The sequence below is a fragment of the Lysobacter tyrosinilyticus genome (genome assembly GCF_054779815.1).
Genome location: NZ_BAAGXN010000004.1, coordinates 497,330 through 517,052, shown reverse-complemented (window position 1 = coordinate 517,052; position 19,723 = coordinate 497,330). Strand labels below are relative to the sequence as shown.

The window sequence follows — 19,723 nt, the reverse complement described above, 5'->3', positions numbered from 1 at the left end:
ATGGACAAATCCAATTCTCCCGTCAAGGCAGCCACCGCGGTCGCCGCGTTGCTGGATCGCGCGATGGACGCATCGGACCTGCGCAGTACCACTGCGCAGGTTGCACGCAAGGCTCCCGACCTGGCGCTGTTGAGCGCGTCCACATTCATCTTTCGGCTCGGAGCGGAATGGCTCGGCTTGGCGACGAGCCTGATCGACGAAGTGGTTGAACGTCGCCCGCTCCATTCGCTGCCGCACCGGCGCGAAGGTGTAGTGCGCGGACTGGTGAACGTGACGGGCCAATTGACGATATGCATCGCCCTGGAGCCGCTGTTCCAACTCGAAGCCGCCAAGCCGGTGCGTGGTCACGCAGGTCCGCTCGGCCGGCGCCTGGTGGTCATCGCGTCCCAAGGTCAACGGCTCGCCTTCGAAGTCGATGAGGTGCATGGATCGCATCGCTACGACCCGAAAGCCGTGAAGCAGGTGCCTTCAACCGTCGCCCACTCGATATCCACCTTCACCACGGGCGTACTGGCGTGGGGTGACCACCGCGTGGGCCTGCTCGATGGCGAGCTTGTCGTCCATGCCATCAACAGGCGACTGGGATGAGCACCGAGAACCTCCACGACTTTTCCCTGCATGACCTGTTCCGGATGGAAGTCGAGGGGCAGCGACCGTCGTTTACCGATGGTTTGCTGGTGTTGGAACGAGAACCCACGTCAGCCGCCGAACTCGAGTCGTGCATGCGCGCCGCGCATTCGCTCAAGGGTGCTGCGCGCATCGTAGGGCTGACCGCAGCCGTTGCGATTGCGCATGCGATGGAAGACTGTCTTGTGGACGCGCAACACGGGCGCATCATCCTAAGCAACTCGATTGTCGACGTCCTGCTGAGCGGCGTGGACCTGCTTAGTCGCATAGCGGAAACCCCGGCCGCCGACGCCGCGGAGTGGATGCGCGATGACGCGCCTGAGAGCGCAAGCTTCCGTGCGGCGCTGGCAGCCGCACTTGCAAACGGAGCGACGCCCGCCGCCGATGCGATACCACAAGCCGTAGGCGATACGACCGCGAACGAAACTGTCGATGGCGAAGAGCGCGTCCTACGCATCGCGGCGAGCAGCCTGAACCGGCTATTGGGTCTTGCCGGCGAATCGCTGGTCGAATCGCGTTGGTTGGATCCCTTCGTGCGGTCGCTTGCCAATATGAAGGTGTTGCAGCGTCGCTCCATGAAAGCGTTGGACAGGCTGTCCGAGCACGTGCCCGCACTCGCGAGCGACCATCAAGCCGCCGAACTGCTTGGCCAGGCTCGGGCGGCGATCGCTGAAGGGCAGCAGCTGTTCAACGATCGTGTTTCACAACTGGACATGTTCGAGCGCCGGATAGCAGGAGTTGCGCACCGCCTCTACCAGGAAGTGCTTACCAGTCACATGCGTCCCTTCGGCGACGGCACGCGTGGCGCCAAGAGAATGGTTCGCGACCTGGCTCGTGAACTGGGCAAGGATGTGAAGCTGGAAATCGTTGGCGCCAAGACCCCAGTGGATCGCGATGTCCTCGCGAAGCTGGAAGCTCCACTGGGCCATTTGCTGCGCAATGCCATCGACCATGGCATTGAGCCTCCAATCCAACGCATCGCGGCCAGTAAGCCCGCCGAGGGCACGATCCGCGTCGAGGCCCATCACGTATCAGGACTCCTCGAAGTCAACATCGAAGACGACGGTCAAGGCATCGATCTGGAGCAAATTCGCCAGATCGTGGTGTCGCGGGGATTGTCCGACGACCAGACCGCTCAGCGCTTCACCGAAGCGGAGCTGCTGGAGTTCCTGTTCCTTCCCGGATTCACCGGGCGCCGCGTCGTCACGGAGATATCCGGCCGCGGCGTTGGACTCGACGCCGTGCAGAACATGGTCAAGCAGCTGCGCGGCAGCGTTCGGATCTATTCGAAACGGGGACAAGGCACCAGGTTCCAGTTGCACCTACCGCTGACGACGTCGGTGCTGCGCGCACTCATCGTTGACATTGGCGGCGAGTCATACGCGTTTCCCCTCGCACACATCGTGTGCACTACAACCGTGCCGCGTGACGATGTCCGTTGGCTGGAGGGCCGCCAGCACTTCGACCTGAACGGACGTCAGGTTGGACTGGTGTCCGCCCAGCAGGTGCTCGAGGGCTCCGACGCAATGACGGCACCCGAACAACTGCACGTCGTCGTAGTGAGCGACCATGACCGGAGCCATGAATATGCCCTGGCCATCGATCGCTTTCGCGGCGTAAGCGAACTCGTCGTGCAACCGCTGGATCCGCGCCTGGGCAAGGTCAAGGACATCAGCGCTGGGGCGCTGCTCGACGATGGCGCTCCACTCCTGATCATCGATGTCGAGGACATGCTGCGTTCGGTCGAACGTCTTGTCTCCACTGGTCGCCTTGCTCAGGTTCGCTACGACGATGGCAAGGAAGTGGCAGCTCGCAAGCGAGTCCTGGTAGTGGACGACTCATTGACCGTGCGGGAGCTCGAACGCAAGCTGATCGAGAGCGGCGGCTACGCCGTGGAGGTCGCCGTGGATGGAATGGATGGATGGAATGCCGTGCGCCTTGGGCAGTTTGACCTGGTAGTGACCGACATCGATATGCCGCGCATGAACGGGATCGAGCTCGTATCCCTCATCAAAGGCGATGCGCGATTGCGCTCCCTTCCCGTGATGATCGTTTCCTACAAGGACCGCGAGGAGGACCGCCGTCGTGGCCTGGACGCGGGTGCCGATTTCTATCTGACCAAAGGCGGCTTCCATGAGGAAGCGCTGCTACAGGCCGTGATCGACCTCATCGGCGAGGCTCCCGCATGAAGATCGGAATCGTCAACGATCTCGCTATCGCGGTGGAAGCCCTGCGCCGCGCGTTGAGCCAGCGCCCTGAGCACAAGGTGATCTGGACCGCCGCCAATGGCAGGGACGCCGTGGCCCGCTGTGCGAACGAAACGCCGGACCTGATATTGATGGATCTGCTGATGCCGGTGATGGATGGTGTCGAGGCGACCCGTCAGATCATGGACAGGAATCCGTGCGCGGTGCTGGTCGTTACCGCGAGCGTAGGAAGCAACGCTTCGCTCGTGTTCGAAGCCATGGGTTACGGCGCGATCGACGCAACCGACGTTCCCGCTCTCGGCTCCAACACCAGCGATGGAATCTCGGAGCTGCTCGACAAGATCGATCTGATCGAACGACTGATCAACACCTCCGGCCTCAAGCACATACGAAGACTCCCAGTGCGGCATGCCACGGCGAGGGGCCTGGTGGCGATAGGCGCGTCCGCCGGCGGTCCCGCGGCCATCGCGCAGGTTCTCAGCGGCTTGCCCGTGTCGTTTCCTGCGGCAATCGTGGTGGTCCAGCACATCGACGAGAAATTCGCCGGCAGCATGGCCGACTGGTTGAATCGGTACTCGCACGTTCCCGTGCATGTCGCCAAGCCCGGGGATCGACCCTTGGCGGGCACGGTTCTCCTGGCCGCCACCAACGAGCATCTCGTGATGAAACCAGATGGCGATCTGGATTACACGGAAGAGCCGGTCGAACTCTCCTATCGCCCTTCCGTCGACGTGTTCTTCGAGAGCATTACCAAAGCATGGTCAGGCCAGATAGTTGGCGTATTGCTGACCGGCATGGGACGCGACGGCGCCGCCGGCCTGCATACACTCAGGCAGAAGGGCCACCACACGATCGCCCAGGATAAGGCGACCAGTGCTGTCTACGGAATGCCCAAGGCCGCTGCGGAGCTGGGGGCGGCGATAGATATTCTTCCAATTGGCCGCATCGCATCGCGGCTCCAGGTTCTGGTCGGCGATATCAGGAACATCTCCTCATGATCAAGCCCCTCTCTGCTAGCGCCCTTCCTCCGGATCTGTTCGGCGAACGCCGACTTGTCGTTCTGCTGGTCGATGATCAGCCGATCATCGGCGAGGCGGTACGGCGCTCCCTCGCCAATCAGAGCGACATCGAATTCCACTATTGCAGCGTGGCCGGCGAAGCCATTCCCATGGCGGAAGCGTTACGGCCTACGGTGATCATGCAAGACCTGATCATGCCGGATGTCGACGGCATGACCCTGGTGCATCTGTACAGGACAAACCCCGTGCTGCGCGATGTCCCGGTCCTGGTTCTTTCCAGCAAGGAGGATGCCGCGGTCAAGAGCCAGGCGTTTGCTACCGGTGCCGCCGACTATCTGGTGAAGCTTCCGGAGCCGATCGAACTGGTCGCGCGCATTCGCCATCATTCGCAGTCATATCTGAACATGGTCGAGAGAGACGCCGCGTACCGCGCCTTGAGCGAACAGCAGAAGCAGCTGGTCGAGATGAATGAAGCCCTGCGACGCCTCAGCGACGTCGACGGCCTTACCGGGTTGAACAATCGCCGCTATGTCGATGCCTACATGGATGCGGAGTGGCGTCGCGCGGTAAGAGAACAGACCGATTTTTCGCTCCTCATGATCGATGTCGACGATTTCAAGCTCTATAACGACAACTATGGACATCTCGCCGGCGATGAAGTCCTGCGCTCCGTAGCCCGGGTCATCCAGCACAGTGCGCAACGTCCGGCAGACGTCGCGGCGCGTTATGGCGGCGAGGAATTCCTCCTGGTGCTTCCCGCCACGTCACCGGAAGGCGCGCAACGCGTAGCCGATCAGATCTGCACGAATGTCCGTGAGCTTGCCATTCCGCGCCAGGGAACCAAGGCCGTGTGCGTCACTGTCAGCATCGGCGTCGCAACCGCGACACCCTGCCGGGGCACTTCCTATGCTCCGCTTCTGGCGATCGCGGATGAGGCTCTTTACGAGGCCAAGCGCGCAGGCAAGAACCGCTCAGCCTATCGCCTGAGTGACCAGGACTGAGCCGTTTTTCTTCGCGCGGAAGGTTGTGTTCATGGTGCGCAGTGGCGTCCGATTCCGGCTCCTCGGCGGACTGTGAACACGAGGGCGGCGGCGAGAAGCAGGCGCAACTGGATCGACCCGCCGACATGGGGTTAACCGCTCCAGGAACGGCGGTGTCCGGCTTCACAAAGCTGAGTTGGGCTTCCTACGGAGGGGGCGGCACCGAACCCGGGCGATGCCATTGGGCTTGGGCTGCGGGGCGGCTGCGAGGCTGCACCTGCAGCCTCCCGCGCTCGTACCCGTTTGGATTCATCGACTGCCACCGCCAGGCGTCCCGACACATCGCATCCACGCCGAGTCGGGCCCTCCAGCCGAGCAACCGCTGCGCGAGTGCGGGATCCGCATAGACCTGGGCCGCGTCGCCTGGACGGCGCGCCACGATTTCGTACGGAATGCTTTGCCCGGACGCCGCTTCGAACGCACGCAGCAATTCCAGCACGCTGGTGCCGCGCCCGGTACCCAGATTCACTGTGAGGTTCGCACCTTCACGCACCAGATACTCCAGCGCGACCACATGGGCCTGGGCGAGATCGGTTACATGGATGTAGTCCCGCACGCCGGTGCCATCGGGCGTGGGATAGTCACCGCCAAAGACATTCAGCTTGTCGCGCCGCCCCGCGGCGACCTGACAGATGTAGGGCATCAGATTGTTCGGAACGCCGGTTGGATCTTCACCGATAAGTCCCGACGGATGCGCGCCGACCGGATTGAAGTAGCGCAGGTTGGCCGCGTGGAACGAAGGATGCGCCCGGCACACGTCGTCGATGACCTGCTCCATGACCAGCTTGGTGCGGCCATACGGGTTTGTTGCGTGCAGAGGTGCCTGTTCATCTACCGGAATGGAGGTTGGGTCGCCATACACGGTGGCCGACGAGCTGAAGACGAGGTGGTTGATCCCAGCTTCCTGCATGGCCCGTAGCAGGTTGATCGTCCCGCAGATGTTGTTGTCGAAATAGGCCAGCGGCTTTGCGCAGGACTCGCCCACCGCCTTCAGAGCCGCGAAATGGACGACAGCATCGAAACGATGCCGAACGAATAGCCGGGCAAGCCCGGTCTTGCTTCGCAAATCCACCCGCTCGCATTCCACGGGGGCACCGGTAATGCGCTGCAGCCGCAGTAGCACGCGCTGTGAACTGTTGGTGAAATTGTCTGCAATGACGACACGATGGCCCTGCTCGCAGAGAGCGACACAGGTATGGCTGCCGATATAACCGGCGCCACCGCACACGAGGATGGACATGGAAGCCGGCACCGTCATATCAGCCGTCGTCTCCGAGCCTGTGGCCTAGTTTCAAGGAGAACGCGGAATGAAGCCTTGAGCGTCCATTTCCCTCCTTACGCCCTCCCCGCGGCGATTTGTCCTCGATTTCAAGCGGTTGGCGTTAGCCATTGAGTCGATGCCAGGAGAGTGCATCGCTCAAGACCAGAGGGAGGTCTGCTTTGGCAACCACTGCCCCGTTGTCCGCGCTGGATCAGGTCCGCGTCGCGATCCTCGGCCTGGGCTATGTCGGACTCCCTTTGGCTGCCGCATTCGGCAAGCGTTTTCCGACCGTCGGCTTCGATATCGACGCGACGCGAGTGGCCGAACTCAGGGCCCATCACGATCACACCCGCGAAGTATCGTCCGAGGCGCTGCGCGAGGCGAACCTGCTGGAATTCAGCCACGACCCCGCGGCACTGGTTGGGTGCAATGTTTTCATCGTCACCGTGCCCACACCCATCGATGAGTACAAACGCCCCGACCTGCGTCCGCTCGAATCCGCCAGCCGGACCGTCGGGCGCGCGATACGAACCGGCGGCCTGGTCGTGTACGAATCCACCGTGTACCCCGGTGCGACCGAGGAAGTCTGCGTGCCCATCGTGGAGCGCGAGTCGAAGCTGACTTTCAACCAGGATTTCTACGCCGGCTACAGTCCTGAGCGCATCAATCCCGGCGATCCGCACCATCGACTCGAAACGATCACCAAGGTGACTTCCGGCTCGACGCCTGAAGCGGCCGCGCTGGTCGACGCGTTGTACGGCGAGATCATCAAGGCCGGCACGCACAAGGCATCCAGCATTCGCGTAGCCGAAGCCGCCAAGGTCATCGAGAACATCCAGCGTGATGTCAACATTGCCCTGATCAACGAGCTGGCGCTGATCTTCCACCGACTCGACATCGACACCCATGAAGTGCTCGAGGCCGCAGGCACCAAGTGGAACTTCCTGCCGTTCCGTCCCGGCTTGGTCGGAGGCCACTGCATAGGTGTGGATCCGTACTACCTCACGCACAAAGCTCAGCAGATCGGCTTTCATGCGGACATGATCCTGGCGGGACGGCGCATCAACGACGGGATGGGCAGCCATGTCGCGCGTCGTGTGGTGAAGCTGATGCGGAAGCGAAACCAGGACATGACGCGTTCCCGCGTCCTGATCCTTGGTCTTGCCTTCAAGGAGAACTGCCCGGATCTGCGCAACACCAAAGTGGTCGACATCATCCGTGAATTGCGCTGCTACAACACCCACGTTGACGTGCATGACCCTTGGGTCAGTCCCGCCCACGCCTTTTCAGAATACGGCGTCGAACTGATCGAAAAGCCCGATTCCGGGAACTACGACGCAGTCGTCCTTGCTGTTGCGCACCGGGAATTCGTGGACATGGGCGCCGAGCGGATTCGCGGGTTCGGCGTACCGGATGCCATCCTTTTCGACGTAAAGCGTGCATTACCTCGTGCCGCCGTCGACGGCTGTCTGTGATGCGCGTCCTGGTGACCGGTGCAGCGGGATTCATCGGCGCGAGGCTTTCCGAAGTCCTGCTCGCGCGCGGGGATGAGGTCTGTGGTTTCGACAACCTCAACGCCTACTACGACCCAAGGTTGAAGCAGGCGCGCCTGGCGCGACTGATGCCCTACTCCAATTTCAGTTTCGTCCAGGGTTCACTCGAAGATCGAGCAGCGCTGGGCGAGGCCTTTGCAACGTTCGTTCCGCAACGAGTGGTCAACCTCGCCGCGCAGGCCGGCGTCCGTTACTCGTTGGACAACCCGCATGCATATGTCGACAGCAACATCACCGGGTTCCTGAACATCCTGGAAGAGTGTCGCCATCGCAATGTCGAACATCTTGTCTACGCATCCTCGAGTTCGGTCTATGGCGCCAATCGCAAGCTGCCGTTCTCGGTGGATGACAACGTCGACCACCCGGTGAGCCTGTACGCCGCGACCAAGAAGGCCAACGAACTGATGGCCCATACGTACAGCCATCTGTTCGGACTGCCCACGACCGGCTTGCGCTTCTTCACGGTGTATGGACCTTGGGGAAGGCCAGATATGGCGCTCTTCCTGTTCACGCGCCGGATCCTGGCCGGGCAGCCGATCGAAGTCTTCAATCATGGCCAGCACAGCCGCGACTTCACGTACATCGACGACATCGTCGAGGGCGTGATGCGCACGCTCGACCGCATTCCCGCGCCTGCCGACGATGACGAAAGCTCGGCCGAGCTGTCACCCGCGACGTCGCGGGCGCCCTACCGGCTCTACAACATCGGCAATCACCAGCCGGTGCAGCTGCTGCGCTACATCGAGGTGCTCGAGGACTGCCTGGGGCGCAAATCCGAGCGCCGTTTGCTGCCGATGCAGCCCGGCGACGTGCCTGATACCTGGGCTGATGTGGCGGCCCTGAGCCGGGATGTCGGCTATTCGCCATCGACACCGATCGAGGTGGGCGTTGCGCGTTTTGTCGACTGGTACCTGCAGTACCACGGCAGCTGAATCGCCCGCGCTGCGAGGCCTATTTCATGGCCGGGTGCCCGGGCACACGGCGTTGTTCAAGAGGGGTCAATTGGAGAATCGCCATGCGCTTCGCATCTGTCCTTCGGGCTTTGTGCCTACCCCTGCTGTTCGCCGGTTGCGCTTCGTCAGGCACCGTCGCATCGGGCGATCCGCCCGCCCCGGCACCGGCCGAGGACTACCTGATCGGCGTCGACGACATGGTCCAGGTGTCGGTATGGCGAAATCCCGAGCTGGGTATCACCGCGCCCGTGCGTCCTGACGGCAAGATTTCGGTGCCGCTCGTCGGCGACGTCGTGGCCGGTGGCCGCACGCCTGACGCGGTCGCCAAGGACCTGCAGGAAAAACTCGGCGCCTACGTGCGCGATGCCCAGGTCACGGTAATCCTGACTGAACTGCGCAGCCACGAGTACCTGTCGCGCGTCCGGGTCACCGGAGCCGTACGCCAGCCGGTCTCGATTCCCTACCGCCAGGGTATGACCGTGCTCGACGCCGTACTCGCTGCCGGAGGGGTGACCGAGTTCGCGGCACCCAATCGCTCCAGCCTGCATCGCAAGTCGACAGGCGGCGCGGAGGCCTATGGGGTCCAGCTCAATGACATCCTCGTGAACGGCAACCTCAGCACCAACTACAAGGTCGCACCCGGTGACGTGATCACGGTGCCGGAGCGCGTCCTGTGAATAGCTCGTATCGGCAACTCAGTCTGCCAGGCCCAGCAGCGGACCGTCTGCCGACGCTCTCGCTGTTGGGCATTGCGCGGAAGGAGTTCCGTCGCTACCTGTTGCCGCTGGCAACGACCTTCGCAGCCATCGCGATCATCTTCCTGGTTTGGGGGTTGCTGACCCCGCCGACGTACGAGTCATCCGCGACCGTGCTCGTGCAAGACAACGCAACGATCACCCCGCTGATGGAGGGCCGGACCGCTGCACCGAACGACGCATCTCGTGCGGTGATCGCGCGCGACGTGCTTTTCGGTCACCGGGTCATGGAGGAGGTGCTGAAGGCAGGTGGTTGGTCACCTTCTGATCTCAGCCCGCTGCAGAAGGAAAAGTTGCTAAACGGGATCATGGATCGCACGGAAATCACGGTCACCGAGCGTACTCAGGTGCGCTCATCGGATCCCAAGTTGAGCCTGGTGAAGATCAACTACACCGACTCCGACCCCAAGCGGGCGTATGAGATCACCAAGCGCTATTCGGAGGCGCTGATCGAACAGGTCCTGGATTCACGCGCACGCGCGAGCCAGTCCGCCTATCAATTCATTGACGCCCAGGTCGACCAATATCAGAAGGCCCTCGCGGAAGCCGACCGGAAACTCCAGCAGTATCAGATCGCCAATCCCGATGCAGTTTCCGGCGTAGATACCGATGTTGCTGCCCGCATCGCGGAGCTGCGCAGGACCGCCGACAACGCCAGCATGGATCTGGCTGACGTGGGGGCTCAGGAGCATCAGCTGATTGGCATGCTGTCGAGAGAGAGCCAGATCACGACGATCTCGCGTGCCAGCCAGGCCAATGTACAGCTCGGCAGTCTGCAGGCGGAATACAGTCGCTTGTTGTTGAGCTACACCGACCAGCACCCGGATGTCGTTCGGGTTCGCAACCAGATCCAGGATCTGCAGCGACAGATGCGAAGCGGTAGCGTCACCGGCTCCGTGTCGCCGGGAGCGACACCCACGATGAATCCTGTCTACGAACAACTGCGCAGCCAGCTATCCGAGGTCCGCCGTCAAGGCGCCGCGGCAGCTTCCCGCGTCGCCACCGCACAGGCGCTGCTGCGCGAAGAGTACGAGCGCAGCCGCCAGATCATGGAGAACAGTGGCGAGACGACGGCGCTCACGCGCGCCCACGACGTCAACAAGGAAATGTACGAGGATTTGCTCAAGCGGCGCGAGAACGCGCGCGTATCCATGCATCTCGACGCAGACGGCCGCAGCCTCGGCTTCCAGATCCAGGAACCCGCTTCCATGCCGCTGCTGCCTTCGGGCCTGCGCTTGATGCATTTTGCGGTCGCTGGCCTGGCAGTGGCGATCTTCATTCCCTGCCTGCTGCTCTCCATCCTGGTCAAACACGATCCGCGCGTCCGGGTTCCGCTGCAGATCGAGCGGGAAGCCGGCCTGCCCGTGCTCGCAACCATTCCCTTGCACATCTCGCGTGCCCAGTCCGAGCATCGTGCCCGACAGCTACGACTGGGTTCGATATTGATCGCCGCAGTACCGGTGACCTACGGCGTGGTACTGCTGCTGAAAATGATGGACGTGCTATGAACGATTTCAACCAGTCCGCAGAGGACGCACTGGCCAAGATGGCAGCGGAACACCGCAGCGTGGTACGCCGCAGTGAGACGACTGCACTGACGCCGGGGCAGCTGGCCGACCGGGCGATCATCCCCTATCTGGACGGTGCGAACCGACCGCTGGTCGATTCCTTCCGCGACCTGCGCACGCGTTTGATGGCGATCTCCAACGAGAATTTCATCACTTTGATTGCTCCTGTGAGCGACGGCTGCGGTGGCAGCTTCGTCGCGCGCAACCTGGCCCTGTCGGTGACGTTCGACCAGTCCAAGACCTCCCTGCTGATCGACTGCAACCTGCGTCACCCGGTACAGGACCGCGAAATGAGGATCGATGCCTCGCATGGCGGCCTGATCAATTATCTGGAAGATCCGGAAGCCGAAGTCGACAGCATGATGTACAGCACCGGCATCCCGCGCCTCAAGCTGATCCCTGCCGGGCGTTCAACCTACGGCGACATGGAATCCGAACACTTCGCATCTTTCCGCATGCGGCTGCTGCTCGACTCTCTGCGCAGCAGCTACTCGGATCGCTACATTTTCCTCGACAGTCCGCCTGCCCTGGGAGCCCCCGATGCGCGCATGCTGTCCGAACTCGCCGACGTTGTCGTTCTGGTCGCCGGATACGGCCGGAATACATCGGCAGAAATCGCCACCGCTGCAGGCAACTTCGACCCACGTAAATTCGCCGGCGTGGTCTTCAATGAAAATGCCTGAGCGCAAGGATCGCCCTCCTGTACTCACGCGAATGCTGAGGCCGGCGGCCCTGTCACTCGCGCTGTTCGCAGTCATGGCCGTCGATGATGCCCAGGCCGCCAGGCTCAATTACCAGATCGAGCTGACGCATCTCCACAGCGACAACATCAATCTCAGCGAGGACAACGAGGCTCCGGAGTCCGTGCTGATTCCTCGCGTGAAGTTCGACTTCAGCGAGGAAGGTTCCGCTGTCAGGATCAAGGCACGCGGCGAGGTTGAGCGACGCCACTATTCCGACACCCGCTTCGATGACGAGACCCGCAGCCGGTTCGCCGGTCAGCTGAACTGGTCGGTCTTCCCCAACCGCATGAACATAGTGCTGGAGGACTATCTCAGCGAGGAGTCGATCAACTTCCGCGACGGGCGATACCCGGGCAACCTGCAGAACGTCAATATATTTCTCGGCGGTCCGAGCTTCTATGCCCATTTCAGCGATGCCACCCGTCTCCAGCTCGACCTCCGGGCTGCCGATACGTATGCCGAAGTAGCTCAGGGGTTCGATGGAAAGCGCTACAGCGCCGCGGCCGTACTGCAGCATGATTTGAGCCCGACGTCGAATGCATCGGTTCATCTGACTTCAACCCGCGTCAACTTCGACGACCTGACAGCGATCGATTACACCCGGCATGATGTCTTCGGGAGTTATGAGCACCACATGCGCAAGACCCTCTACCAGCTGGACCTGGGGGGGTCGCGATTGAATAGACGCTCGGCCGGCGACGTTACCTACTCCCTTGTTCGCGGCGTGTTCCAGTGGGACATCAATCCGGATACCCGCCTTCGCTTCCGCGGGCGGCGGCAGTTCGCGGACGAGGTCCAGGACCTGATCGTCCGGCTGAGCGATCCTGACGAATCCCTTGCTCCAGACCTGGTGGATTCGTCGTCGTCTCTGGTGAGCGGTGGCGTCTATCGCCAGAAGGATTTCGAGCTCGACTACCGTGCCACCGGCGAGCGGTTCAACTACCGCGTGCGCCCCCGGTATCGCACCCTCGACTACATCGACACGTTCACCAATAACCGCACGGAGCGATCCGTCGCGTTCCAGATCGGCTATCGACTCAATCCCCTGACGACGCTGGCTTTTAGTGGCATGGAGCGTCAGCGCTATTTCGATACCGGCCAGAAGGACCACGACCACGTTTACTCCCTCGGAATCGAGCAACAGCGCACAAGGCACCTGGGCTGGCGCGCTTCGGTGCTCAGGAACGACCGCGATTCCAATCAGCCAGATCCCGAGTACAAGGAAAAGGCCGTCTACCTGACGATCTGGTGGAAGCGCTGAAACGGAGCTACGTAGATGTCCGAAACATTGCTCTGGTGCGCGCTCTTCCTGCTGGCATACATCTACGTGGGCTATCCAGCACTTGCGATCGCGATAGCGCGTCTGCGTCCGCGCCCGGTCGCCAAGGCGACGCAGTTTCCCACCGTGACCGTAGTCATCGCGGCATACAACGAAGAGAAGCACATCGCCCAAAAACTGCGAAACGTGCTCGATCTCGAGTACCCCGCAGACCGGTTGCAGGTAATCGTGACGTCGGATGCTTCCAGCGACGCCACCGACCGCATCGTTACCGAATTCGAGGCGTCGAACGTCCGTTTGCTGCGGGTCGAAGGACGGCGCGGAAAGACCGCCTGCCAGAATGCCGCGGCCGAAGTCGCGTCCAGCGACATCCTACTGTTCACCGATGCGACCACCCTCATCGAACCGCATGCCCTGCACGCGATGACCGCGAATTTCAGCGATGCCTCGGTGGGCTGCGTGGCTGGCCGGCTCGCGTATATCGCGCAGCGCGATGAAGCTACTGGGCAAGGCGGAACCTCCTATTGGGGTTACGAGATCATGTTGCGAATGGCCGAGAGCTCGCTGGGCTCGCTCATCGGCGTCTCAGGCTGCCTGTATGCACTGCGCCGCGAGACATACCGCCCCATATCGCCGGAGCTGATCAGCGACTTCGTGACGGCCATGGTGGTGCGGGAACAAGGGTTGCGGACCGTGCTCGAACCCGAAGCCGTGTGCTACGAAGACACACTGGATCGGCCCGACCGCGAACTCTCGATGCGCGTGCGTGTGGGTGTGCGAAGCCTGGTGGCGCTGGCGGCGCAGAAGCGGTTCCTCAATCCGTTCCGCTTCGGCGTCTTTGCGTTGCAACTGTGGTCGCACAAGCTGCTTCGTTACCTGTCGCCCGTTTTCTGGCTGATCGCGTTCGCGGCCAATGTCGTGCTCGCGCTGCAGGGGGAATACCTGTGGCTGCTGTTCATGCAACTGGCATTGTTGCTTTCCGGGGCGATCGGATTCACCCCGCTGCGCGAAATGGGAAATTCGCGCCTGCTATCCAAGCCCTACTACTTCCTGCTCACAAATCTGGCATCTGCGGTCAGCCTGTTCCGATTCCTTCAAGGGGAACGCATGGTGACCTGGACGCCCTTGCGCTAGGAGCACGCAATGGTCGTCCATCCTGCCCAACTGCGCACTTCCGATACGACAACCGGGTCGCGGTTGTCGCGCCAGGATGACGCCGCGGGAAACGCCTGGACGGACGCTGCCACAATGACTGCGCCAAGCCGTGTCCTGTATGTGTTGTCCCAGTTCCCAGGCCTGTCGGAAACATTCATCGTCCGCGAGATACGCGCACTGATGGATAGTGGCGTGGACGTTAGGATCCTTTCGCTAAAGATCCCTGCGGAGCGAATCGTGCAGCCGCAGGCTACCGCGATGGTCGATCGCGTTTGGTATCCCGTTGGCCATGGAAGAACGTTACTGGCCGGCATCACAACCCTGCTACGTCGACCGCTCATCACGCTGGGATTCCTGGCAACCATGCTGTCCGAGTTGTGGCGTCGGCCGGTGATCCTGGCAAAGAGCCTGGTTGCGATTCTCCGTGCGGTGGGACGTATCGACGAAATGCGTGGATTCGCACCAGAGCTCGTTCATGCGCCATGGGCCACCTATCCGGCGACCGTCGCGTGGTTGCTGTCGCGGCTACTCGACCGACCCTTCAGCTTCACCAGTCGCGCGCACGACATCTTCATTGACGACCACATGATGACTCGCAAGCTGGCGAACGCAGCGCTGGCGGTCACCATCACCGAGTACAACCGGCGCTACATGGCGCGCTGGATGCCCAGTCCGGGAGCGATTCCAGTCGAAGTAGTTCATTCGGCGCTCAACCTGCCTGAACTGACCTTCGTGCGAGGCGGCCGCCCATCAAGCAAGCTGCTTTCCGTTGGCCGGCTCGTGCCGATGAAGGGCTTCGACCTTCTGTTGGCTGCACTGGCACAACTGCGCACGCGCGGCATCGAGGTCAGCTGCACCATCATCGGCGAGGGGCCGGAACGGGAACGACTGGAGAAGCTGCGGGCCGCACTCGACCTGGAGTCAGCAGTGGAACTCCCCGGAGCGATGCCACAAAGCGCGGTGGTCCGGCACATGGGCGAATCCACGCTGATGGTATTGCCATGCGTCGTCGCCCCCAATGGCCAGTCGGACGGAATTCCCAACGTCCTGATGGAATCCATGGCGACCGGATTGCCCGTAATCAGCACGCGCATATCCGGAATACCGGAACTGGTCGAGGACGGGGTGAATGGATGTCTGGTTCCGGCAGGCGACGTGAGCGCACTCGCCACCGCGATCGAGGAACTTCTCCAGGATCCAGGCCAATGCGAGGCATTCGCCATCGCGGGACGACGCAAAGTCGAACGCGACTTCGACGTTCGCATCGAAGCAGGCCGGCTGCTCAAACATTTCGGAAGCGCGTGCCATGGCTGAGCGCAAGCGCGTATTGGTCGTGATCGACAGCATGGAGATCGGCGGCAGCCAGCGCCAGGTCCAACATCTGCTTGCCGGGCTAGACCGCCAGCGCTGGGAACCGGAGCTGGCCTATTTCCGTTGCGACTCGTTCCTGGTCGAGGCAGTTCGCGATAGCGGAATTCCCGTGCACTACCTGCCCAAGCGAAGCCGGATCGATCTGCGGTTTCTGTTCGATTACGCGCGGCTGTTGCGAGAACGCAATTACGCTCTAGTGCACGCCTACTCGCTGACGGCGGAGCTGTGGACGCTGCCGGCCAGCTTCCTTGCCGGCCGCCGGCCGACGCTAGTGGCCTCCGAACGCAGTTCGCAGCGGCGCGACCGGCCCGATTGGTACTGGCGACTCAAGCGCCTGGTGCTCGGCCGCTGTGCGGCTGTGATCGCCAATTCGAGCTCGGGCGCGCGATCGACGGCGCAGCGAACCGGCATGCCTGAGTCGCTGTTCACCACCATCACAAACGACGTCGAGCTACCGGCGCCGATCGATACCGGACATCGCGGCAACATCCGGGCTGCGATCGGCGTTCCTGATCAGCGTCTGCTGGGCCTGTTCGTAGGACGCCTGGTTCCTGTCAAGAATCTGGCTTGCCTGATACGGGCCTTGTCACTGCTCGAGCCCGCGCAACGCCCGCAGATGGCTCTCGTCGGTGATGGACCGCTGCGTGAGGCGCTCCAGCAATTGGCGGTGGAATGCGGCGTGGCGTCCGACGTGCAATTCCTCGGCGAACGGCCGGACGCCACACAGCTGATGCAGGCTGCGGATTTCCTGGTCCTGCCATCGCATTTTGAGGGGCTGTCCAATGCGTTGCTCGAAGCCATGGCGGCACGTTGCCCGGTCATTGCCTCCGCGGTTGGCGGCAGCGCCGAATTGATCGACGACGGCCGCACCGGCCTGTTGTTTCCGAGCGACGATGCCAGTGCGCTTGCGAAGACGATCGAACGCATTTGCGACCCGACATTGCGTGCAGCGCTCGCACAGGCAGCCCGGCTGCATGTGGAAAAGAACCATAGCCAGGCCGCGCTCGTGTCGGCCACGTCGCAGGTCTATGAACGCTGTCTTCATCCCACGCCGTCGGATACTCACATCCTGGTGCATGGAGCGGGCAAGTGAACACGAACACCCGGATGACCATAGCGAACTGACTCAATGCGCCTGATCTACGCCATCCCCATCATCCTGCTGCCGAACACGGCACACCTGCCCGCGGATATCAGTGTCGCGGCTTCGGCCGCACTGCTGATCATGGCGATGCTGCTGGGCGATCGCGACCCAGGCAATCTGGCACGAAGGGGCTTCATGACCGCGCCGCTCGTGGCGTTGTTCCTGGCCATGCTGGTCGGCTTCGTCGCAGCGCAGTGGCACGACATATCCCGATTGGACAAGGACGTACGCGAAGGCAAGGTCGCGCTGCTGTTTCCATTCCTCTACCTCGCCTACCTGCACTGCGGCCTGGATCTCAAACGCACCCGTCAACTCATCGTCCTCGTCCTAGTCGTCGCGATTGGAGCCGGATTGGAGGCCCTATACCAAGGGGCCAGTTTTGACCTGGGCACGTTCTCGGAAACGCAGCGGGCAACCGGCCCGTTTGGCGAGCTGAAGATGGCCAATCGCGCCGGCATCTTCTTTGCGATGTTCCTGCCGTTCCTGGTGGCATTGGCGCTGCAACCTCGCCAGAAAGGCACCGTGCGCCTTGCGGCAATCGCAGGCAGCCTGATCCTGGCCACTGCGATCCTCCTGACTTTTTCGCGGCAGGCGTACCTGATTGCGTTGTTCGGGGTCATGATCCTGTTGATCTGGCGCAGCATTCCCGTGGCGCTGCTTGCCGCGGTGGTCCTGGGGGTCGCCGCGATCACGTTCGTGCCCAGGAGTGTGATCGACCGTGTTGAGCAGACGGAACAGTCGGACGGGACCGGGGAAATGGTGCTGGATCCGAGCACGGCCAGCCGCTTCGTAATCTGGAGCGGAACGCTGCAGATGCTGCGCGATCATCCCAATGGCGTGGGATTGGGCAGGTTCAACGATCACATCGGCAGCTATACCAACTACGCCGGCAAGGACGCGCACAACGGCTTCCTGTTGACCCTGGCCGAATGCGGGCCGCTGGGATTGCTGGCGCTGCTTTGGGTCTTCTGGCGGCTGGCGCGGCTGGCGCGTTGGCTCCGTCGCTCCAGCGCCGCGCAATCCGCGGATCAGGCATTGGAACGCGGATTCACGCTGGCCATCATCTCGATGGCGTTGGGAAACCTCTACGGGAGCCCCTTCTTCGACAGCCTGATCATGTCCAATTTCTGGATCCTCTGCGGACTCATGGAGCGCTACGGCAATCTCAAGACGCATGCCGTACAGGTCGTGGCCGAAAATACGGAGCACCGGAACGCAGTGCCGCTTGGACATCGATTTCCGCTCGCCGCGCGGGCACTGCCTGGCTTGACCAGGGATGCACGGCACTGAGGTTCTATCCGATTCGCGCCGGGCAGGCGTCAGAGCGTCGCGCTCGGTGCGGCTTGCGGGTTCGTTTGCGGCATGCGCGCGGTATCTGCCAGCTGCGGTCGTGCTGGTCAGCTTCTCCATTCACGCCGATTACGCGGGCCCACCCGCGAATTCGTGCCCGACGGAACGGCTGACCGCTTCAGCCATACCGGTCTCGATGACAGCGTCGCGCGACGCGGCCACCTATTACGTGCGTGTCGACGGTGGCGATGCCAGGCAGTGCACCGGTCGCGCGGATGCGGCGTATCCGGGCACGGGTAGCGCTCGCGCCTGCGCGTGGAAGCATCCCGGCATTGCCCTGCCAACCTCGGGCCTGCCGCGCATCGCCGGTGGCGACATCCTGGTGATCGGCGCAGGCACATACCCGATTGGGGATCTTGGGGAAATGCAACCGATCCCCGGCGGACCCAGTCCAGCAGCCCCTACCCGCATTCTCGGCAAACCAGGAGCCATACCGAAATTGCTGGGCGTTGCCGGGATACATAACGTGCTGAGTCTGGAAGGCAGTTCCAATGTCGAGATCGGCAATCTCGAGATCACGGACAACAGCGACTGCATCTACAAGCATTCCGATCCACGCGTCGCGTGCACCAGTGCCATGCAATGGGCGCGCGTGGGCCTGTATGCCCGCGCATCCGGCAATGTCTGGCTGCATGACCTGAATATTCACGGGCTGGCCGCGCGCGGAATCAACGCAGGCGATCTGCACGATTGGACGGTGGAACGAATCAAGCTCAATAAGAATGGTCGCGCGGGTTGGGATGGAAACGTCGGAGACAATGGCTCGAATTCCGGCCGGATGACATTCAGTGGGATCGAAGTTGCCTGGAATGGTTGCGGCGAACGTGTTGCCAGCGGGGAGCCCTGGGCATGCTGGGCGCAGCAGGCCGGTGGCTATGGCGATGGCTTCGGCACCACCGACACCGGCGGACGCTGGCTGATCGAGGACGGCTACTTTCACCACAACACGTCGGATGGCCTCGACCTGCGTTACATGGATGGCACCGATTCCACGAACGTTACCCTGCGCCGCATCCACGCCGTGGCCAACGCGGGCAATCAGGTCAAGGTCAAGGGAAACGCGCTGATCGAGAACTCCGTGCTCGTGGGCTATTGCAGCTACTTCAAGAACCGGTTCTTCATGCTCGACAAGGATCTTTGCCGTGCCGATGGCAGCACATTGCAACTGGTGATGACCGGCAACGATACGGCCATCGTTCGCCACAACACGATCGCGGGCGAAGGCGCCGCGCAGATCGGGCATAGCGAAGGCGATGCTTCGGACCGCATCGTCATCGAGGACAACCTGGTGATCGGGTTTCCGTATTTCCGAAGTTCCAACTCGCTCTCCGCCTTCAACGCGGGAAAGAGCACGGCGACCAAGCGCTTTGCCGACAACATGGCGTGGAGCGTGAGGGACTGTCCTTCGAATACGAACTGCAAGGCAGATCCGAAGCTGACCAACATGAGCCTCGCATCGTTCGATGCCAGGCCGCTCAAGGGAAGTCCGGCACTCGGCAGGTTTGGCGCCCTGTCGTGCGACCGCAAGTCCAAGGCCGCTGAATAGGCGTGCCTCTGCCGCGACTGCGGCTTCTTCAAATCCGGTCTCGACTGAAAGTTGGCACGGTTTCCGCCAGCACAGTCAATTCGTGACGTACGTCAAATTTTCGCGACCCGCTATTCCTGCGCATTAAGGCTATCCTTCGCGCGCACACGCGC

Annotated in this window: 16 protein-coding genes; 15 read left to right on the top strand and 1 reads right to left on the bottom strand. The window is 62.1% G+C overall.

The genetic code is table 11. The annotated features are described in order from the left end of the window. The 4 genes from ACYVGK_RS13185 to ACYVGK_RS13170 are packed head-to-tail and all read left to right on the top strand — an operon-like array spanning position 1 to position 4,854. Complete coding sequence (locus tag ACYVGK_RS13185) at positions 1–588, top strand: chemotaxis protein CheW (protein ID WP_460734379.1); 588 nt, start codon at positions 1–3, stop codon at positions 586–588. Next, complete coding sequence (locus tag ACYVGK_RS13180) at positions 585–2,816, top strand: hybrid sensor histidine kinase/response regulator (RefSeq protein ID WP_460734377.1); 2,232 nt, start codon at positions 585–587, stop codon at positions 2,814–2,816. The genes ACYVGK_RS13185 and ACYVGK_RS13180 overlap by 4 nt, the downstream gene beginning before the upstream one ends. Then, positions 2,813–3,832 carry a chemotaxis-specific protein-glutamate methyltransferase CheB gene (gene cheB, locus ACYVGK_RS13175; RefSeq protein ID WP_460734375.1) on the top strand — a complete coding sequence of 340 codons (1,020 nt, stop codon included), beginning with the start codon at positions 2,813–2,815 and terminating at the stop codon, positions 3,830–3,832. The genes ACYVGK_RS13180 and cheB overlap by 4 nt, the downstream gene beginning before the upstream one ends. After that, positions 3,829–4,854 (top strand): GGDEF domain-containing response regulator, encoded by a 1,026-nt coding sequence (locus tag ACYVGK_RS13170; protein ID WP_460734373.1) that lies wholly within the window; start codon positions 3,829–3,831, stop codon positions 4,852–4,854. Before cheB ends, ACYVGK_RS13170 begins: the two co-directional genes overlap by 4 nt. 184 nt (positions 4,855–5,038) lie before the next feature. Here ACYVGK_RS13170 and galE read toward each other — a convergent pair whose 3' ends face one another. Beyond that, the gene (galE, locus tag ACYVGK_RS13165) at positions 5,039–6,133 is read right to left on the bottom strand and encodes a UDP-glucose 4-epimerase GalE (protein WP_460734456.1); all 1,095 of its coding nucleotides are present in this window, start codon (positions 6,131–6,133) and stop codon (positions 5,039–5,041) included. Between the two features lie 218 nt (positions 6,134–6,351). Between galE and ACYVGK_RS13160 the strand changes: the two genes are divergently transcribed. From ACYVGK_RS13160 to ACYVGK_RS13110, 11 genes are all read left to right on the top strand, one after another. Next, the gene (locus ACYVGK_RS13160; RefSeq protein ID WP_460734454.1) at positions 6,352–7,629 is read left to right on the top strand and encodes a nucleotide sugar dehydrogenase; all 1,278 of its coding nucleotides are present in this window, start codon (positions 6,352–6,354) and stop codon (positions 7,627–7,629) included. Next, on the top strand, positions 7,629–8,639 hold the full coding sequence (locus tag ACYVGK_RS13155; protein ID WP_460734371.1) for an NAD-dependent epimerase: 1,011 nt from the start codon (positions 7,629–7,631) through the stop codon (positions 8,637–8,639). The genes ACYVGK_RS13160 and ACYVGK_RS13155 overlap by 1 nt, the downstream gene beginning before the upstream one ends. A gap of 83 nt (positions 8,640–8,722) precedes the next feature. Beyond that, positions 8,723–9,337, top strand: a complete 615-nt coding sequence (locus ACYVGK_RS13150) for an XrtA/PEP-CTERM system exopolysaccharide export protein (protein WP_460734369.1) — start codon at positions 8,723–8,725, stop codon at positions 9,335–9,337. 65 nt (positions 9,338–9,402) lie between these two features. Further along, a complete protein-coding gene (locus tag ACYVGK_RS13145; protein ID WP_460734367.1) occupies positions 9,403–10,923 on the top strand; it encodes an XrtA system polysaccharide chain length determinant in 1,521 nt (506 codons plus the stop codon). Next, a complete protein-coding gene (locus tag ACYVGK_RS13140) occupies positions 10,920–11,666 on the top strand; it encodes a P-loop NTPase family protein (protein WP_460734365.1) in 747 nt (248 codons plus the stop codon). The genes ACYVGK_RS13145 and ACYVGK_RS13140 overlap by 4 nt, the downstream gene beginning before the upstream one ends. Before the next feature lie 31 nt (positions 11,667–11,697). After that, positions 11,698–12,987, top strand: coding sequence for a hypothetical protein (locus ACYVGK_RS13135; RefSeq protein WP_460734363.1), 1,290 nt, complete (start codon positions 11,698–11,700; stop codon positions 12,985–12,987). A gap of 15 nt (positions 12,988–13,002) precedes the next feature. Continuing rightward, a complete protein-coding gene (locus ACYVGK_RS13130; RefSeq protein ID WP_460734361.1) occupies positions 13,003–14,139 on the top strand; it encodes a glycosyltransferase family 2 protein in 1,137 nt (378 codons plus the stop codon). Between the two features lie 114 nt (positions 14,140–14,253). Then, entirely contained in the window at positions 14,254–15,474 is a 1,221-nt protein-coding gene (locus ACYVGK_RS13125) for a glycosyltransferase (RefSeq protein ID WP_460734359.1), read from the top strand. Further along, complete coding sequence (locus ACYVGK_RS13120) at positions 15,467–16,624, top strand: glycosyltransferase (protein ID WP_460734357.1); 1,158 nt, start codon at positions 15,467–15,469, stop codon at positions 16,622–16,624. The genes ACYVGK_RS13125 and ACYVGK_RS13120 overlap by 8 nt, the downstream gene beginning before the upstream one ends. Positions 16,625–16,756: 132 nt before the next feature. Further along, entirely contained in the window at positions 16,757–17,965 is a 1,209-nt protein-coding gene (locus ACYVGK_RS13115) for an O-antigen ligase family protein (protein ID WP_460734355.1), read from the top strand. A gap of 196 nt (positions 17,966–18,161) precedes the next feature. Continuing rightward, the gene (locus ACYVGK_RS13110) at positions 18,162–19,571 is read left to right on the top strand and encodes a hypothetical protein (protein ID WP_460734353.1); all 1,410 of its coding nucleotides are present in this window, start codon (positions 18,162–18,164) and stop codon (positions 19,569–19,571) included. Positions 19,572–19,723 lie beyond the last annotated feature (152 nt).

Bases quoted from the DNA above. Each gene is read 5' to 3' on its own strand.
- ACYVGK_RS13185 (WP_460734379.1), top strand. From the start codon at position 1: ATGGACAAATCCAATTCTCCCGTCAAGGCAGCCACCGCGGTCGCCGCG.
- ACYVGK_RS13130 (WP_460734361.1), top strand. From the start codon at position 13,003: ATGTCCGAAACATTGCTCTGGTGCGCGCTCTTCCTGCTGGCATACATC.
- ACYVGK_RS13150 (WP_460734369.1), top strand. From the start codon at position 8,723: ATGCGCTTCGCATCTGTCCTTCGGGCTTTGTGCCTACCCCTGCTGTTC.
- ACYVGK_RS13180 (WP_460734377.1), top strand. From the start codon at position 585: ATGAGCACCGAGAACCTCCACGACTTTTCCCTGCATGACCTGTTCCGG.
- ACYVGK_RS13155 (WP_460734371.1), top strand. From the start codon at position 7,629: ATGCGCGTCCTGGTGACCGGTGCAGCGGGATTCATCGGCGCGAGGCTT.
- ACYVGK_RS13125 (WP_460734359.1), top strand. From the start codon at position 14,254: ATGACTGCGCCAAGCCGTGTCCTGTATGTGTTGTCCCAGTTCCCAGGC.
- ACYVGK_RS13120 (WP_460734357.1), top strand. From the start codon at position 15,467: ATGGCTGAGCGCAAGCGCGTATTGGTCGTGATCGACAGCATGGAGATC.
- cheB (WP_460734375.1), top strand. From the start codon at position 2,813: ATGAAGATCGGAATCGTCAACGATCTCGCTATCGCGGTGGAAGCCCTG.
- ACYVGK_RS13115 (WP_460734355.1), top strand. From the start codon at position 16,757: ATGGCGATGCTGCTGGGCGATCGCGACCCAGGCAATCTGGCACGAAGG.
- galE (WP_460734456.1), bottom strand. From the start codon at position 6,133: ATGTCCATCCTCGTGTGCGGTGGCGCCGGTTATATCGGCAGCCATACC.
- ACYVGK_RS13140 (WP_460734365.1), top strand. From the start codon at position 10,920: ATGAACGATTTCAACCAGTCCGCAGAGGACGCACTGGCCAAGATGGCA.
- ACYVGK_RS13135 (WP_460734363.1), top strand. From the start codon at position 11,698: ATGCTGAGGCCGGCGGCCCTGTCACTCGCGCTGTTCGCAGTCATGGCC.
- ACYVGK_RS13110 (WP_460734353.1), top strand. From the start codon at position 18,162: ATGACAGCGTCGCGCGACGCGGCCACCTATTACGTGCGTGTCGACGGT.
- ACYVGK_RS13170 (WP_460734373.1), top strand. From the start codon at position 3,829: ATGATCAAGCCCCTCTCTGCTAGCGCCCTTCCTCCGGATCTGTTCGGC.